The following is a 17,239-nucleotide window of genomic DNA, read 5'->3' as shown; positions in this document are numbered from 1 at the left end:
CAATTTCGGTCTTTTAGAGTATACTCACAATTTATATTGCAATTAGACAATTAATAACAAAACACGATAATAAATCCGCTTATTTAACAAAAATGCATCTATTTATTTACTTTGCACAAAAAAAATGATAATATAACATAGATGTTTCAAAATACAAATTCATAATATTATCTTAAAATTTTTACAAAAACGCGATACATGAAGTCATTATGACCGAATAGAGTTGTATTCACAAAAAACTGTAAATCTGTATTTTAATTACTACAATCACATAGTTTTCAAATCCAAAATTGTTATTGAAGGGGGCAAGAATTTATAGTAAATTTGCAAGAAATGATAATTGGCTGTAATCTTGATAAGATCCAGTTTGAATACATTATATTATAACGTTGTAGATGAAAAATGAAAATACAAACTGGATTATTTGTAAAAAATGCAGAGGACTTGGTAAAAAAAGTAAAGCATCCGGTAAAAAAACAGGGAACACAGATGCAATTTCTCGTACTATTAAACGACATTTTTACACCTGCACAGCCTGCTCCGGATCAGGACTTGTTTCTATTTTAACTGCCCCTGTTCCAGATACAGAAATCTATCCTCACGTTGCCATTATTGGTGGCGGTATTGGCGGTATAGCCTTGGCAATTGCCTGTTTGCACCGCGGAATTCCTTTTACAATATACGAGCGAGACAACGATTTTGATGCCAGGTCTCAGGGATACGGACTTACTTTACAGCAAGCCGGTAAAGCGATTAAGGCATTGGGAATTTTGTATTTAGAAGACGGAGTTGTTTCTACAAAACATATTGTTCATAATGTTGATGGAAAAGTAATTGGTGAATGGGGTGTTAGAAAATGGAAGCAGACAGATGAAATAAAACCACCTAAGCACTCCAATATTCATATTGCACGCCAGTCGTTACGGTTAGCGTTGCTTAAACAGCTTGGACAAAGTGGCATAGTGCAATGGGGACATCAGTTGACAAACCTCAAAGAATGCGAGGACAAAAGTTTCAGTTTAACCTTTCAGGTAAATAATGAGATAAAAAATACAAAAGCAGATCTTGTTGTGGGTGCAGACGGTATCCGCAGCGCTGTACGCCGACTAGTTATTGGAGAGAATGCTACACCATTGCGTTATCTGGATTGTATTGTGATATTAGGTATTTGTCCTTTAAGCGCAATAAATAATCTTGAAAATTCCTTACTTGATTCAGCTACGGTATTTCAGACTGCAAATGGTAATGAACGAATTTATATGATGCCCTACACGGCAGATTCAGTAATGTGGCAGCTTAGCTTCCCTTTACCTGAGGAAGAAGCAAAAACTTTAAGTGCAAATGGTGCGCAGGCACTTAAGGACGAAGCTTGTCGCAGAACGCAGTGGCATGATCCAATACCTCAAATTTTAGCAGCAACACCTGTGGCTAATATTTCCGGCTATCCTGTTTACGACCGTGAATTGCTTACTCCTGAATTACTAAAAGCCGGAGAACAGGTTACACTTATAGGCGATGCTGCTCACCCTATGAGCCCATTTAAAGGACAAGGCGCTAACCAGGCACTACTTGATGCACTTTCGCTCGCCAGGGAAATTACAAAAGGATGCCGGCCATCATCCCAATGGAGGGAAAAGGGATTGCGCGAATGTGTCTTAAATGAATTCGAATCTGAAATGTTTGAACGAAGCGCAGCCAAAGTAAAAGGTTCAGCTGAAGCTGCACAAGTTCTGCATTCAGAAAATGTACTTATAGAAAGCGACTCGCCAAGGGGCAGATGCAGAAAATCATAAAAGATAAACGATACCTTCTAATTAACTGTATATGCCTTTATGTGTGTATCCTCATCAATCTGATCTTTTGTGGTATCAAAGATTTTGTTCCTGCTATCCAGATGTATCTCTTCATAATCTTTAATATAATGAGAGTTTGGAACCACATTAATATCAAAAAAGACATTATGTATTTTTTCAGCTGTATTGGCTGTTATTTCTGTATAAATAGAAGTATATCCCGTATTCTTACGGCTGTCGTATTCCAATTCAATATCAGCACTATTGCCGGGTGCTATCGCATAACCGGGAAATTTTGCTATAGTACAACCACAAGAAGGCATTACATCTTTAAACACTAATGGCTGGTCTCCGGTATTAGTAACTTTAACTGTTATATTTTGCTTCGTTCCCTGCATTACCGGGCTGTAATGGCGTACCGGATCTTCAATCTTAATACTGGTAATTTCGTGTTCGCCTACTTTATTGCAGCTGTTTAATGCTGTAAGCACAAGCAGTGCCGCCGCAGCCGTATAGGTATATTTTAATCGTATCATAATTTTTTACTTTTTAAAGAATATCTCATCGCAGGCCATCGACTTATTTTTAAATTCTGCTGCCTTTATCGTTTTTACTTGTATTGTTTTAGAAGACGAATTAACATCCACAGGAATACGTATATGCCTTTTAAAAACTTTGGTATCCTCATTGACTTCAGGATTTGCTGTATAAACCTTTCCATCTACGATAACCTCAACTTTTTGGGGCGGATAAATATTATGTTTTATGTCCTGAAGGAAATCTATCTCTACACTTTTTGCTCCCTGAACATCTGATGCTGCAAAGTCTACTACCAATGCCTCCTGCGAACATATCATCCAGTTGTTATAATAGTCACTGAACCCTATTGCGCCGTCAGTAAGCGTAATTGCATTATTATACTCCTCATCGGGAGTAAATGCAAGCTTTACTTTCTTACCGAATAATAGATTGCTGTACTGTTTTTTAACAATCTCCGAATTCCATTGTTCCAAATAATCCTGAATAAGCAGCCCGGTTTCGCTATACGTTTTAATACTCGTTTGCTGCGAAAGCTCATAAAACCGCCTGAACAGGATATCCACTTCCTTATTTATTGAGGCATCGGGGGTAGGTTTGTATCCATTCTCCGCTACTCCATTAGTACGAAGGATTTCGAGTTTTATAAATGTTAATGACAGTAATAATGGCTTTATATCTTTCAATTCTTTAGCAGTAAGCGATTCTGATTTCCTTATTAACGCCTCGTAAAACAAATTGAATTCTGCCTCATCAAGATATTTTTTTCTGGACTGCTCAATCCCTCCGTAAATATCTAATTGCACTTTTTTCTCAAAACTGCGCTGCTCTATTTTTAGGTAATAATCTGACAATAAATCGGCAACTGCAGGATATTTTGCTTTAAAAAATGAATGTGTTTCTTTTTTTACATTACTATCAAGATCATTCAGCAGTAGTGCATATATATAATTCTTAAGGTCGCCATAGGCAGAATACTTGTCTTCGCTTCCATGCATAAATACCCCTTTAACTCCCTTAGTCTTATAGTAATGTAAATTTGCCTGCGCAACAAGTAATGTAGGATAGGCTTCAAAATAATTATCAAAGTTTACAGCATAATCCCATAAGTATATGGTGTTTGTAACTTTTTTCCAGTCAGCAAACGTTTTATCGACCATTGCTTTTTTCCCCGAATGCTCAATTGCAACTCCTTTAGGAAATGCCATTGTACTCACCATTACTCCTGCATTATCTGCCAGCTTAAACTTAGGCGGATGCATCGTAGTAATGTATGCAGAACTGAAAAATTCCTGTTTCGGAAATTTCATCGCCAGCTTATTCAATAATCCAAAAACTGCCGGGCTTGCATCCTTAGATGTATTTCCTGCCGCCTTACATTTATCGCATAGGCAAACAATATCATTGTCGTTTGGCTGCACCATAAATTTGGAACGCAGCGGCTCATCAATATTCATTCTTTCTATATAAGCAATCAATGCTGCTTCCAGTCCAGGACTGGAAAAACAAAACTGTTCCTCATTAACCTTGCCGTTTACCTTTGCCATCATTTGAGCAGATGGAGTAACAACTTTAGAAAGGTTATGCCCCCACATAGCCCAAGTGTCTTCCATCGTGTGGGTGTTGTACCATTTCCTGAATTCTACATCGTAGTTATCCGGAAAGTAAGGTTCACGATACTCAAATGCGCAGGTTTGTGTATACGACAGATCGTGAGGAACAGCAATAATTTTATTTTCCGCAGACATAATCCCTTTACCCGAAATATAAGAAGCCGATCCATAATGCGTGAATAGATAAACCATTCCATTATTCACTTCTTCAGGGGTTGTACCTTCAATCTTTACATATCCTGTTCCAGCAGTTATTTTAAAATAGCCTGCCTCTTTACTCTTTTTTAATAGCTCTAACTGTATAGACGGTTTGTTACCCGGTTCCCTCAAAACAGTAAGTTTTTCGCCATACGTTTTTCCAAATACGCTGACCAAATAATCTGCTGATGCCATAAGCTGTTTATCTTTCACAGCGACATCCGGAATAACTTCTCCCTTTTTATAAATGATAATATCCTTTGGCTGCGAATTACACCCAATACACACTAATAGAATAACAATATTGAACAATTTCTTCATCAATTACTAAAACTTTGTTCTTACCGTTAATAGTAATGTATACTGATCCATATACAAATCATCGGTAATATGGTAATTATACCAGTTACCTAATATTCCAAATACAGTTTTATAGCCTACCGAATGAAAGTATCCTGCCCCTACCATTGTTGTAGGAAACGAAAGGGTATTGTTAATCTGGAAGTCGAGGCTAAGATCTTCGGGCGCATTACCTACCGATGCCATTGCCTGAAGGTAATCTTTTGCATCGCGAACGTAAAAACGCGACTGCGCTAATACATTATAGTAAACATCATCGCCCTGTGTAATAACAGATCCTCTTGCATTAAGCCAAACATCGCCTATAGTTTTTTCTATACCTAAAATCCCGGTATATAGGCTCCTGTTATCTTGTAAGTAGAGATATCTTCCTCCTATTTCTGCCTGCCATGTTTTGGCAAATGGCTGATAGTATGAAAGTGTTCCCCTAAACTTTGGAAAGAACTGGCTACCTACCGCAACATTGGCTAAAAATGAAGATTTGTTATTGAACTTATGATACCAGTCGGCTTCTCCCTGAATACCTACACCCGAATTTTTTCCGGTATAGTTAACCCTCGCTACATAAATATCTTTTTTGGCAAATCGTGAATATTCTAAAGTTCCTACAGACAGGTTAAATGGCAGCGTATCGGCAGTTGCTTTCAGATATGTGACGCTTATTTGATTTTTAAGCAGCCTTGAATCCAGGTATTCCATGTGGTCTTTATGGTCTGCTACTTTATTTGCAGGAGGATTGTACTGGCTTTGGTATTCTTTAGCCTTTTTAAAATCGTCCATGTTCTCATAAACAACACCTTTAAGGTATAAAAGATTCTGATTTTCTTTGTTGGATTTTAAAGCATTATCTAAAACCTGCATCGCCTCATTATATTCCTTTCTTTCTATGTGCAGACTGGCCAATTTTACAGGGGCTAAGGTATCAGACGGTTTTAGCATAATGACCTCCCTGTAAATATTCATTGCTTCAGTGTCATCGTCATTTTTTTCCTTGTCTTTTGCCTGCATCATCATTTCTTCAACTAATGAATTCCTGATCATACTGTTGTATGGATAGTCTTTTTCCATTGCTAGCAGGGATTCTACCGCCTTTTTATGATCACCTGATGCAGAGTACAATCCCGCCTGTTTAAGACGAAGCTCTTTAGAATCGGGATAATATTGTAAAGCCTGCTCAACTATAGCTGCCGCTTCATCATATTGTTTCATGTACGTCCTTGAAGAAATAGCATATTGGTATGCCTCAAGATTTTTCGCGTCGGCGGCAATAAGCTCATCTGCAATAGACTTTATAGTGTTATAATCTTCTTTTTCCTGAAGGTATTTCATATACTCAAGTGAGATATCATTAAGCATGTACCTGTAACCTAAATTGTCTTTATTCTGGTCATAATAATTTTTTGCCATTGCATACGCGTTTTCATAATCGCCCATGTCTGCCAAAAGGTCTATTTTTTTCAGGATGTAATCCTGTTCATTCGGGTTGGCTGCAATAAGTTTCTCTATATGATCTAACGCTTTACCATAGGCTTTTTGCTCCAGGTAAATAGAATAGATATAGTTATTAGCAGGTTTGCCATATTCTGTAGAACTTGTAAGGCTTTCAAAAACTGGCAGTGCTTCACTATAATTTCCATCTCTGAATTGTTCTTTAGCGTCCTGAAAAATATAGTATTGGTATTTGTCACTTATGTCGCTGTCATTTGGATACGAGTCATATAACTTTTGAATCGTAGCACGGGCGCCCTGCCTGTTCTGCTGGTTTTCATACACGTACAGCTGCTTTGAAAGTAATTTCTTTGACTTAGGATCTTTTTTGAGTTCGGTGTTGAGGAGTTCCTGTGCATCTCCATAATAGCCACGGCTTACTGATGTATTCAGCAGATAATCTTTTGCCTCTTTGCTGGTCTTATCTTTTTCATATAGCTGAACGTACAGTTCATAAGGATCAGAATTTTTATAATACCTCGCAGCCTCACCGGTTAAGTAGGCAAGCAGTTTGTTATAGTAGGCACTATTTCCTTTTTTTTGCTGCGCTTTTACAATATCAATTGCTTTCTGATACTCATGCATCTGCTCTAGAACAGCAATTTTTTTATTTGTTATTTCGGTATTTCCGGGCAATGCATTCAGCCCTTTTTCGGCCGTTGCCAATGCCAACTGGTAATTTCCTGCCTTGATGTAAACATTTATCAGGTTTAGGTACGACTCTGCGTCTTTTCTGTTTACCTGAAGTGCCTGCTCATATTGCCTTGCAGAATATTCAATTTCGCCTCTCTTATCCTGCTTAACCGCGCTCTCTTTAAGAGTGCTGGCATACATTGCCTTAACTTCAGCGTCTTCGGGAAAAATCTGGTATAATCTTTTCAGCTGCCTTTCAGATTCTACATTATCTCCAATAAGGTCATAAAGACCTATTTTTTTCATCCACAAGGATTTGTCATAAGGCTTCACTTCCAGAAGTTCGTTAACATAACATACCGCACTTGAATAGCGTTTTGTCTGGCTTTCAATATTTATAAGGTAGTAGCGGGCATCTGTCCTTTTAGGATTTTCCTTCAGCACTTCAAGAAGTGTGACCCTTGCAAGTGGAAGCCTTTGGGTCTCCATGTAGCATTTACCTAAGAACTCCTTAATATCCATGTTCTTTGGTTCTTCTTTCAGTGCTTTTTCACAATATTGCGCAGCCTTTTCAAAGTTGTTTTTTTTTGCTTCTTTCTTGGCAAGTGCAAAATATTCGGGTGCACTAAGCTCCTGGCCGTAGCCCGATGCAAAGCATAATGTGAATAGCAATATATGTATATATCTTTTAAACATGTATCTAAATGTTGTTTTCTGTTATTCCTTTAGTTTCAGCGTTATTAACTGTAGTATGGGTATATCCCTGTCTCGTCATTGTTCCCCATTCCATATCACTTGATGTAAAGAAGCTAAAGTATCCTCTCAACGAAAAGAATATCTGCAACGGGTGGTAAAGAAACGGCTCAAGGAATGCCATCATCCAAAGCTGGAATATTTCTTTCGTCGTTTCGTATTGCCTTTTTATTACATTATCCATGAGTATTACCAATGCTCCAAACATGACAGCAGCAGAATAAGAATAAAGGAAAATAAATCCTGCCGTGCTCCAGTTGATATGGCCTGCGATAATCAGGTATATAAAGTAAATAAGGCCTGCAGCTTCAATAATTGGTGCTAAAAATTCAGTTAGCAGCTGTATAGGAAAAATTACCAGCCCAAGACGTTTGTATTTAGGGTTAAACAGCACTCGCCTGTGCACAAAGAAAAGCTGTGCAAGCCCTCTCGCCCATCGTACCCTTTGCCTTCCCAAAATATTGATGTCCGGCGGGCCTTCGGTCCAGCAACAGGAAACAGGTATATATTGTATGCTGTATTTTTCTTTATTGTTCATCATATAGGCAGACATCCTAACCATAATATCCTCGTCTTCGGCGTGAGATGCAGGGTCATATCCACCACTATTTATAGCTATTTCCTTGTCAAACAAGCCCAGCCCTCCAGATACATTAGGCACACAGTTTATAAAACTCCATCCCATTTTACCAAATAAGTAAGCTCGCAAATATTCAAGCTCCTGAAATCTTGGAATCCATTTCTTTGGCGGCTTGACACGCTCAATTGCTCCATCAGTAATATCGCAGCTGTTAGACATCCTTAAGGTTGCACCCACGCATATTACACGCTTATTAGAATTAAGCACCGGTTTTATCATTTTAAGCAATGTGTCGCGGTTAATGATGCAATCGCTGTCAGTACATAAAAAGTAAGGATACTGTGATGCATTTACTCCTGCATTCGAAGCATCAGATTTAGTACCTCCATTTTCTTTGTCTACAACAATTAAACGGGAATATGCAGGATTTACCGATTTGAATATACGTTTGAAAGGTTCGGTCTTGATGCGCTCGACATAGGCAAAGGGTGTTTCTTCGAGTTCAAACTCCCTTATCATAAGGTCGAGTGTAGCATCGCTGCTGCCATCATTTACTATAACCACTTCAAAAAGCGGGTAGTTTAATTTTAACAGCGACCTTGTACTTACTATTATAGTTTTTTCTTCGTTATATGCCGGTGCAATAACGGATATACCCGGTGTAAGCGGCGACTCCATCAGGAATCTGTCGTCCAGTCGGGTATTGTATGTCCTGTAGCGCCTTGTATTTAAAAACGAGAACAAGGCTAAAAGCAAGTAGAGAACTATTAACGATGATGCATAGATAAATACAGAGGCCTCAAATAAATTTGTGTCTTCCATGGGGCTGTAAAATGAGTTTTTTGGTGATTGCAGGACGCCCTGCGGTTATTTATAGAGGTTTGTTGCCAAGTATGTATTAAAAACCTGGGGCTACATTTTGGTCATACGATTTTGCAAAACCATGAAATGTTTTAAGGGTCGATGTAATAAGCTTATTCTGTACGTGTTCTAATATCTTTTTATTTGCAGCACTTTCAGTTTTTAATAGAACTTCAAACAGTTCTCTTCCCTGATCACCATAAAAGTAGATCGCTTCTGCAGATAGACGTTTTAAGTCCGGGTTACCCGAAAGTTCATAGGCATTCTTTAAAAATTCAAGCGAATTGCCTGTATTTAAAAACGATACCGCTTCTATAATGGCAAACTGGCAAACAAGTGGCTGAGAAAAATACAGATTTATAAGTTTGCTTTCCTGATCGGCAGCATTCAATTTACCTATTGCAATGATGGCTTCTTTTCTTACCCTGTAATCGTCATGCTGTAAAATGGCAACGATGGTACTTAAGGCTGTCTGCTGATTAAAATAAGCTGCCTGCCTGATAAAGAATTTTATCTTTTCATCATCTTCAGAATAACGTATCCATTTACTAAAATCCGGTAAATGATCTTTGTGGTGCATCTCAAATTGCTGCATAAGGTTAATCTCTTCCCATTCATTAAAAGTATCTTCTTCGTCAAAAAACTTAAATGGATTGTTATTGCTCACACCCATGTATGATGCACGTGATTCTTTTCTTAACACCTTATCGTTAGAATAAGCATAAGGAAGTATCTTAGAGTCAGCTACGGTAAGGCCAAGACGTGAAAGGGCCTGCAAGGCAAGCAGCTGCATACGCTTACTTGAAGAATCAAGTCTTTCTTCCAGGCACTTGTTGATTTTTAATCCAATGATTACGCTGTTGTAATTATCAGAATCAAGCGTACCTTTCTCCTGAAAAACAACATCTTCCAATGCGGGTATCAACGATAAATAAGCTCTTTTTTCTAATCTTCCGAATTGCTGCTCATATAATGTATGTACATCTTCGCCAGTGTAAATATCACGAGATAGTATTATGTTACGCAAAAAAGAAAATAATTGCGGCCTTAGGCGTGTTATGATTTCCCTTTTACGTTTTTTATTTCGTCTTACTATAAATATCCGGGCCATTAAAAGTAGCGTTACCGCACTACTAAATACTATCACGCATATAGCTATCTTAACAACTAAAGGATAGGAACTAAACGAAAACCACCAGTATTCTGCATAATCAATAATTGAAGTCATTTCATTAATATTTATATTCAGATTATTCCCCCATATTACTTGGATGAATACAGTTTTTTATATGCAGCTCCTTTTGAGTAGAAGAAGAAGCATCTGTAAATCATTATATAATAGGTGATAGGGGCTGAAATAAAATTACATGAATAGTTGATTAACTCTATGATACAAAACGTTATAATTTCTATAAAGTGTAAGATTTTATCGTTGAAATACACGAAAAATAAAATATCTGATAATTAAATTTTAAATATAAATCTAATTATCAGATACTTATGATATTAAAAGTCAAATTTTAAATATTCTAAACTTTTAAATATTAATATATTTCTTACGACATTTTTACAATATTATTAAGATATTTTAACAGACGTTTAATCCAAACAACTAAATTTCAATTAGTTATTTAAGTGTATTTTGTAGGACGCCGTCTCTTAATAAAAACATAAAAAAGCTAATTACGTTTAAATGACAAAACATTATTGATCATAAGCTGCCATTTATTTTTCTTTTTCCAGCTTTTAAATATATTGTATTGTGTTTTTAAATCTTTGTACAAAGCGCCATTTAACGATACTTCAGTTTCAGGTAGTTCAGGCATAGTAATTACATCCATAAGCTTCAATTCTGTTTCTTTAAATGTTAACCCCGAATATGTTGAATTTATAATATCTGTCTGTTCAGCGTGGCTTTTCTGAGTAAAAACATCTACAACAGACCACACTTTCCTGTCTTTATAAGAATCAAAATCAGGATATCCTTCTATACCGGGTGCAATTTGTAATGGGTTTGCCATTAACGGGCTACCTGTTACAACAAATTGATTGTCCAGAATTTCAGAGAATATAAAGTCCTTGAAGCAGTATAATGGCTTATTTAAAAAATGCATTATAATAGTCTTGCTATATTTGCTGCCAAATATACTTATCTCTTCTTCCTGCTTAATTTCATCCGACTGGATAATACCAATAATATACTGTTTACCTGTATCATAATTTAAAATACTGTAAACATTGTAATTTATTGAATACTCAACATTGTCTGATGACTTGTATTTCTTGGCGAAGGGCTTATAAACCAAAAGAAGTCCATTTTGAAAACGATGTACAATGTCGTGTTCATCATTTTGATCGCCATTTAAATCAAGAACGGTGTAAAAAGTATTTGTTTCGGATTTAGCTAAAATATAGTTATCGCCAAAAAATGAAACTTCAGTAAATGGAGTCTGTTTGGTTTCTCCATTCTTGTAAACAAATATAACCCTATTGTTATACGAAAGTCTTGTTTTAAAATTCATATTCCCCGTATCATTTTAATTAAACAAAACAGCATTATATTCCTACATTCTAATTATAAAATAAATTATAATTTATGTTTTACGTATTATAATGCTTCTCGATACAAGAATAGTAGTTTTTTAACTAACTCTGAAAAAATTATCCTTGTATATATCGAACTATTGAAGCATTTGGTCGATTATAATACGTTATTTGCATGTATATCATCCACATACGATAAAACCATCGCAATAGATTAGTAATTTATTATTGATTTTTTAATAAATGTATGTTAAAAACACCTATTGTAGCAAATTTGCTATTTTAATATTGTATTACTGATTACAAATCAATAGCATGACAGCTTGGCGTAATTTTTTTAACTGCCATCTTCAAAAACTACCAGTGTAAATAACTAATATTACTTCCGTCATTTCTATTGCCCTTAAAATTAAAGGCTTATAGCATTCGAATATTAAAATTCAATATCCTATTAGAGATTAAACATATATAGAAAAATGTATTTTAAGAAAGAAAAAAATGAACATACAGTCTGCATACCAATAATTTGGCTAAAATTTATTTTCCTCATAATTGCGTAAATCAAACATATCTTAAAATTAAATACACATTAAAAATTTTAATTTTCAATATTAAAAAATCTAATTTTGTACTTTTTATATCTAATTTAATCATTTATTAATTATATTTTTAAGCAATTGGCACAAAATTTGAATTAATTGTCAATATGATTAAGACGATTAGAAATAGTATGATCAGTCAGTACCTTACGGTGCTCCTAATTGGCTATTTTTTAATTAGCAGCATAAATTTATCCAGCTCTTTAGGCAATTATATCTCTGATGATACAGAAGTCCATTCTGCTAACGGGGCTATAGGTGTAATCCTAAAAAAAATATTTAAATGTTCCGGTTGTCCTGAAGAACTGGACGATTACGACAATAAGGCCGAAAAAACCAACAAAGGTCTACTACTTCAGGAGTACCTCATCCCCTTTAGTGAAGGTGTTATTGGCAGCTACACTATTGATAGCGTAAAAGACAAGACACTAATGGCTAACTCCATTTTCCTGTTTGCCTTTTGCAGCGATATACACCTGCCCCCTCCCGAACGTATTTGTTAAGCTAAATGCCTGTTGGCATTATCGCAGACTATTACTATAGCTCTGCTTGTGGTGATTTTACACCCTTTTTACATCTATTAATTTCTTGTATTCATAAATTATGACGCCTTTTAAACGTTTTTATAATTTATTAAAACTTGACAAACGGGACGTATACCAAATAATATTTTATGCGGCTTTTGCAGGTTTAGTAAATTTATCTCTACCCCTTGGAATCCAAACCATTATTAATTTTATTCAAAGCGGGCAGCTTAGTGTATCCTGGATTGTGCTCGTTATCCTTGTTACGCTTGCGGTAGGCTTTGCAGGTGTCCTGAATATTATGCAGCTGCGTATTGTAGAGAACCTGCAGCAACGCATCTTTGTGCGTTCTTCTTTTGAATTCGCATACAGGATGCCCCTTATCAAGTTTAAAGAAATGTATGCCAATTATGCCCCCGAAAAGGCTAACAGATTCTTTGATACCTTAATGGTACAAAAAGGTACAGCAAAATTATTGCTTGATTTCTCTACTGCGTTTCTTCAGGTAGGGTTTGGTATCATACTGCTTGTAGCATACCACTCATTCTTTATGATAATAGGCCTTTTGTTTATTGCCATCCTATATATCATATTTAAATTTTCTTATAAGAGCGGTCTTGAAACCAGTCTGGATGAATCAAAATATAAATACAAGGTTGCCGCATGGATTCAGGAAATAGCGCGTAACCGCGATACTTTCCGTAAAAAAAGAGAATTTGAGTATGCTCTTGAGAGAAACGATAAATATGTAAGCGATTATGTAAACAACCGCGAAAAACACTTCGCCGTTATGCGCAAACAATACATACAGCTTGTAATATTTAAGGTTATCGTTACTGCTGCCCTGCTATCTATAGGAGGATTCCTCGTAATAAACGATCAAATGAACATTGGCCAGTTTGTCGCTGCCGAAATAGTTATAGTACTCCTTATCAACTCTGTCGAGAAGATAATATTTGGGCTTGAATCATTTTACGATGTGCTTACATCGGTAGAAAAGATCGGCCAGGTTACCGATATGGAAACTTCGTGCATACCAAGCATCTCAACTAAGACCGATGGCGGTATAAGTATTGAGACTGAAAGCATGGGCTACTCATACCCTGATGCCGAGAAAAAATCGCTAAAAAACATTGACCTTAAAATATCCCACGGAGAAAAAATACTTGTAACCGGTACTAATGGCGCAGGCAAGAGCACACTTCTAAGATTGCTTTCGGGTTCGTTAGAACCGGAGAGCGGAGCAGTATACATTACCGATAGCTTGATGAACAGGCTTGACGAAGACACATACAGAGCTGAGGCAGGGACATTGTTACAGGGCGAAACTTTATTTGACGGTACCATATTAGAAAACATACTCTTTGGCAAAGGAAATATTGAAACCGAAAACTTAAAATGGGCTTTAGACAATGTAGGCCTTACCCCCTACATAAAAACTTTCCCAAACGGACTTGATACCCACATCCATCCCGGAGGAAGGGAGCTTTCTGCTTCAGATATTCAAAAGATATTGCTTGCAAGAAGTATTGTTCATAAGCCAAATATACTGTTCCTTGAAGAGCCTACGGATAAAATGGATGAAGCTACTTCGGGTAAGATTATAGACTTTTTATTATCTGAAGAAAATGACTGGACGGTGATAGTTGCATCAAAGAACAAAATCTTTAAGGATAAATGTAACCGCATGATAACAGTAGGCGAAGGCAAAATTATTAATGACGTAAAGCTGTAATTATATGCTTAATATTTCTAAAGACAATCAAATACTTATAACTCCGGGCAAATACACGTCTATCACAAGCGTTGCCCGAAGGCCACATTACAAACTGCTTAACAGGATAATAATAGGCTTTTTGATATTCCTCATTGCCTGCCTTTTTCTGCCGTGGACACAGAACATAAGCGGAAGCGGTGCGGTTACAACACTTAAGCCTGACCACAGGCCCCAAACAGTTCACAACGCCATTGCAGGGAGGATTGAGAAATGGTTTGTGCAGGAAGGCGATTATGTAAAAAAAGGAGACACCATCCTTTTTATTTCAGAGACCAAAGAAGATTACTTTGACCCTAACCTTATAGCCAATACAAAACAGCAGGTAAATGCTAAAAAGATGGCCTTTGATTCGTATGGCAATAAAGTAAATTCACTTGAACTGCAGTCAGAATCCTTAGCAACAGAGAGACAGCTTAAGCTGCAGCAGGCACATAATAAAATTAAGCAGGCACATTTAAAGATCAAGAGTGACAGTATGGATCTTGAAGCTATTAAAACACAGCTCAGGATTGCAAGGACACAATTTGACAGGTCTACTGCGCTTAACAAAGAAGGATTAAAGCCGCTTACAGATGTTGAGCAAAAGCGCCTCAAGCTGCAAGAAGCCGAAGCCTATATAATCACGCAGGATAATAAATTACTGAGCAGCAAAAACGAGCTTATCAATGCTAAAGTTGAAATAAACCGTATTACAGCTGAGTATGCCGAAAAAATATCAAAGTCGCAAAGCGATAAGTTTACGGCATTAAGTACGCAGTATGATACCGAGGCACAGGTTAATAAACTTGAAAACCAGTATGTAAACTATAGTATAAGAAACGGGCTGTATTACATAACTGCGCCACAAAGCGGCTATGTAAACCGCGCGTTACTAGCCGGTATCGGAGAAACAATTAAAGAGGGTACGGCGATTGTGAGCATTATGCCGGCAGGTTATGACATTGCTGTAGAAACCTATGTAGACCCTATAGACCTTCCGCTGGTACATCGCGGGGCAAAAATAAGGATTTGGTTTGACGGATGGCCCCGTATCGTATTTTCAGGATGGCCGGGATTATCCTATGGCACCTTTGGCGGACGCGTGGTGGCAATCGAAAATTTCATCAGCCCTAACGGAAAGTATAGGGTGCTCGTGTCTCCCGATGGTGATGCAGAAAAATGGCCTAAGGAACTGAGTATAGGCGCAGGCGCGCAAAGTATAGCCCTTTTAGAGACTGTTCCCGTATGGTATGAAATCTGGCGTAACCTGAACGGTTTCCCTCCAAATTTCTACAAGGATGCAAATGATAAAAACAGCAAGGAAAAGAAATAAGATGACATATTTTATAAGGATATATATACTGCTCCTTGCATTTACATTTTCAAATGCAAGCGGGCAGGCTTTTAAAGATGATGAGCTGAGTTACAGTGAGTATTTAGGGTATATAAAAAAATACCATCCAATGGTTAAACAGGCTAATCTTGAAATTAGCAATGCCCAGGCAATGCTTATGGCTGCGCGCGGTGGTTTTGACCCTAAAATAGACGTTGATTATGATAAAAAACAATTTAAAGGTACCGAGTATTACTCTCTTTTAAACAGCAGCTTTAAAATACCTACATGGTATGGTATTGAAATCAAAGCCGGGTTTGATGATACATCAGGACAATATTTTAATCCGCAGAGCCGTACCCCCGAAGCCGGGCTTACATCGTTAGGCATAAGTGTACCTTTAGGACAGGGTTTATTTATCAACCAGCGTATGGCCGACGTGAGGGAAGGAAAGCTACAGGTACAGTTAAGCGATGCCCAGCGTAAGTTAAAAGCCATTGAAGTACTTTATATGGCAAGCGAAGCTTACTTTGAATGGAAACAATACCATAACGAGGCTGAGCTCTATAAAAATTACTATGGCTTTGCAAGCACACGTTTTAAGGGTGTAAAACAGCTTATAGAATTGGGTGACTCACCCGCTATAGACAGTATAGAAGCAGGCATAACCGTGCGTAGCAGGGAACTTAACCTTGAGAATGCAAAACTAAAACTGGCTAAGGCCAAATTAAACCTGTCTAATTATCTATGGATAGAAGATGTTCCTGTTGAACTGGATGAAACCGTAAAACCTGAAGAAAATCTTTTAGAGACATTACAGGAAACGCTTCGCACAGATAATATGGCTGTAGAAGTCACAAACCTTGATACGCATCCTAAGATACAGTCTCTCGAAACAAAACTATCCATGCTGGAGATCAATAGGAAGCTTAAAGCCAATCTCCTGTTGCCCAAGCTGAATGTAGGCTATAATTACATTTCAGAACCAACCTATTTTGACAGTTTTAATACGAGCGATTATAAATTTAATGTCAACTTCAGTATTCCGGTATTCTTAAGGAAAGAAAGAGGAAATCTTAAGCTCGCGAAATTTAAGATTCAGGATACGGAGTACGAGCTGGCTTATCAGAGGGTTGAACTTAAAAACAAGATCAAAGCCCAGCAAACCGAAATTGAGTCCTTAAAAAAGCAGAAAAGTGTTATAGATGCATTGGTAAAGGATTACACAACAATGCTAAATTCAGAAGAGAAGCTGTTTTCTTTTGGAGAAAGTTCCATGTTCCTTATTAACTCCAGGGAAAATAACCTTGTTAACGCAAAGCTCTCACAAATAAGTATCGAAAATCAATACTACTTATCAAACGCAAAACTATTCAGGACATTTGCCAACCCTGATTAGTCTTAGTTATTTTTCACGATGGCAAAAAGCCCGGATGATTTATCCGGGCTTTTTTGTGCTTAAGTCGAAGCGAATTTTAAAATCACTACTAAAACCTACATTATAAAACCTTGCTACCATATCTAATGCTCTTTAATAAATAACGATTTCCGTATTCAATTTAAGGTATAAAAAAAGTGAGGCCGGATAAACCGGCCTCACTCAAAACAATTTTAAACCTAAACTTTGTAGAGAATACAGACAGCAAAAATAGCCTTCAAACTGCCTG

Annotated in this window: 11 protein-coding genes; 5 read left to right on the top strand and 6 right to left on the bottom strand. The window is 37.0% G+C overall.

Annotated elements, in window-relative coordinates; translation table 11 throughout:
- Positions 1 to 395: 395 nt before the first annotated feature.
- Positions 396 to 1,793: an NAD(P)/FAD-dependent oxidoreductase gene (locus R1T16_RS18190; RefSeq protein WP_317502563.1), complete on the top strand. Its 1,398-nt coding sequence runs from the start codon at positions 396 to 398 to the stop codon at positions 1,791 to 1,793.
- 17 nt (positions 1,794 to 1,810) lie between these two features.
- On the opposite strand, the gene R1T16_RS18185 is transcribed toward R1T16_RS18190, so the two are convergent.
- The 6 genes from R1T16_RS18185 to R1T16_RS18160 all read right to left on the bottom strand — a co-directional run bounded on the left by R1T16_RS18185 (position 1,811) and on the right by R1T16_RS18160 (position 11,338).
- Positions 1,811 to 2,329, bottom strand: a complete 519-nt coding sequence (locus R1T16_RS18185) for a DUF1573 domain-containing protein (protein WP_317502562.1) — start codon at positions 2,327 to 2,329, stop codon at positions 1,811 to 1,813.
- 6 nt (positions 2,330 to 2,335) lie between these two features.
- Positions 2,336 to 4,462, bottom strand: coding sequence for a DUF4838 domain-containing protein (locus R1T16_RS18180; protein WP_317502561.1), 2,127 nt, complete (start codon positions 4,460 to 4,462; stop codon positions 2,336 to 2,338).
- 6 nt (positions 4,463 to 4,468) lie between these two features.
- Positions 4,469 to 7,318 (bottom strand): tetratricopeptide repeat protein, encoded by a 2,850-nt coding sequence (locus R1T16_RS18175; protein WP_317502560.1) that lies wholly within the window; start codon positions 7,316 to 7,318, stop codon positions 4,469 to 4,471.
- A gap of 4 nt (positions 7,319 to 7,322) precedes the next feature.
- The gene (locus R1T16_RS18170) at positions 7,323 to 8,777 is read right to left on the bottom strand and encodes a glycosyltransferase (RefSeq protein WP_317502559.1); all 1,455 of its coding nucleotides are present in this window, start codon (positions 8,775 to 8,777) and stop codon (positions 7,323 to 7,325) included.
- Between the two features lie 76 nt (positions 8,778 to 8,853).
- A complete protein-coding gene (locus R1T16_RS18165) occupies positions 8,854 to 10,044 on the bottom strand; it encodes a HEAT repeat domain-containing protein (protein WP_317502558.1) in 1,191 nt (396 codons plus the stop codon).
- A 451-nt stretch (positions 10,045 to 10,495) separates the two neighbouring features.
- On the bottom strand, positions 10,496 to 11,338 hold the full coding sequence (locus R1T16_RS18160) for a hypothetical protein (protein WP_317502557.1): 843 nt from the start codon (positions 11,336 to 11,338) through the stop codon (positions 10,496 to 10,498).
- A gap of 728 nt (positions 11,339 to 12,066) precedes the next feature.
- Here R1T16_RS18160 and R1T16_RS18155 point away from each other — a divergent pair.
- From R1T16_RS18155 to R1T16_RS18140, 4 genes are all read left to right on the top strand, one after another.
- Complete coding sequence (locus R1T16_RS18155; protein ID WP_317502556.1) at positions 12,067 to 12,462, top strand: hypothetical protein; 396 nt, start codon at positions 12,067 to 12,069, stop codon at positions 12,460 to 12,462.
- A gap of 100 nt (positions 12,463 to 12,562) precedes the next feature.
- Positions 12,563 to 14,218, top strand: a complete 1,656-nt coding sequence (locus tag R1T16_RS18150; RefSeq protein WP_317502555.1) for a peptidase domain-containing ABC transporter — start codon at positions 12,563 to 12,565, stop codon at positions 14,216 to 14,218.
- A 4-nt stretch (positions 14,219 to 14,222) separates the two neighbouring features.
- The gene (locus R1T16_RS18145) at positions 14,223 to 15,572 is read left to right on the top strand and encodes an HlyD family secretion protein (RefSeq protein ID WP_317502554.1); all 1,350 of its coding nucleotides are present in this window, start codon (positions 14,223 to 14,225) and stop codon (positions 15,570 to 15,572) included.
- Positions 15,544 to 16,971: a TolC family protein gene (locus R1T16_RS18140; protein WP_317502553.1), complete on the top strand. Its 1,428-nt coding sequence runs from the start codon at positions 15,544 to 15,546 to the stop codon at positions 16,969 to 16,971. The genes R1T16_RS18145 and R1T16_RS18140 overlap by 29 nt, the downstream gene beginning before the upstream one ends.
- The last annotated feature ends 268 nt before the right edge of the window (positions 16,972 to 17,239 follow it).

It is taken from the genome of Flavobacterium sp. DG1-102-2, assembly GCF_033042555.1.
Lineage (GTDB): Bacteria > Bacteroidota > Bacteroidia > Flavobacteriales > Flavobacteriaceae > Flavobacterium.
Note: the sequence above shows the minus strand (reverse complement) of the source record. Positions and strands in the feature narration are given on the sequence as shown.

Bases quoted from the DNA above. Each gene is read 5' to 3' on its own strand.
- R1T16_RS18175 (WP_317502560.1), bottom strand. From the start codon at position 7,318: ATGTTTAAAAGATATATACATATATTGCTATTCACATTATGCTTTGCA.
- R1T16_RS18160 (WP_317502557.1), bottom strand. From the start codon at position 11,338: ATGAATTTTAAAACAAGACTTTCGTATAACAATAGGGTTATATTTGTT.
- R1T16_RS18170 (WP_317502559.1), bottom strand. From the start codon at position 8,777: ATGGAAGACACAAATTTATTTGAGGCCTCTGTATTTATCTATGCATCA.
- R1T16_RS18155 (WP_317502556.1), top strand. From the start codon at position 12,067: ATGATTAAGACGATTAGAAATAGTATGATCAGTCAGTACCTTACGGTG.
- R1T16_RS18180 (WP_317502561.1), bottom strand. From the start codon at position 4,462: ATGAAGAAATTGTTCAATATTGTTATTCTATTAGTGTGTATTGGGTGT.
- R1T16_RS18190 (WP_317502563.1), top strand. From the start codon at position 396: ATGAAAAATGAAAATACAAACTGGATTATTTGTAAAAAATGCAGAGGA.
- R1T16_RS18150 (WP_317502555.1), top strand. From the start codon at position 12,563: ATGACGCCTTTTAAACGTTTTTATAATTTATTAAAACTTGACAAACGG.
- R1T16_RS18145 (WP_317502554.1), top strand. From the start codon at position 14,223: ATGCTTAATATTTCTAAAGACAATCAAATACTTATAACTCCGGGCAAA.
- R1T16_RS18185 (WP_317502562.1), bottom strand. From the start codon at position 2,329: ATGATACGATTAAAATATACCTATACGGCTGCGGCGGCACTGCTTGTG.
- R1T16_RS18165 (WP_317502558.1), bottom strand. From the start codon at position 10,044: ATGACTTCAATTATTGATTATGCAGAATACTGGTGGTTTTCGTTTAGT.
- R1T16_RS18140 (WP_317502553.1), top strand. From the start codon at position 15,544: ATGATAAAAACAGCAAGGAAAAGAAATAAGATGACATATTTTATAAGG.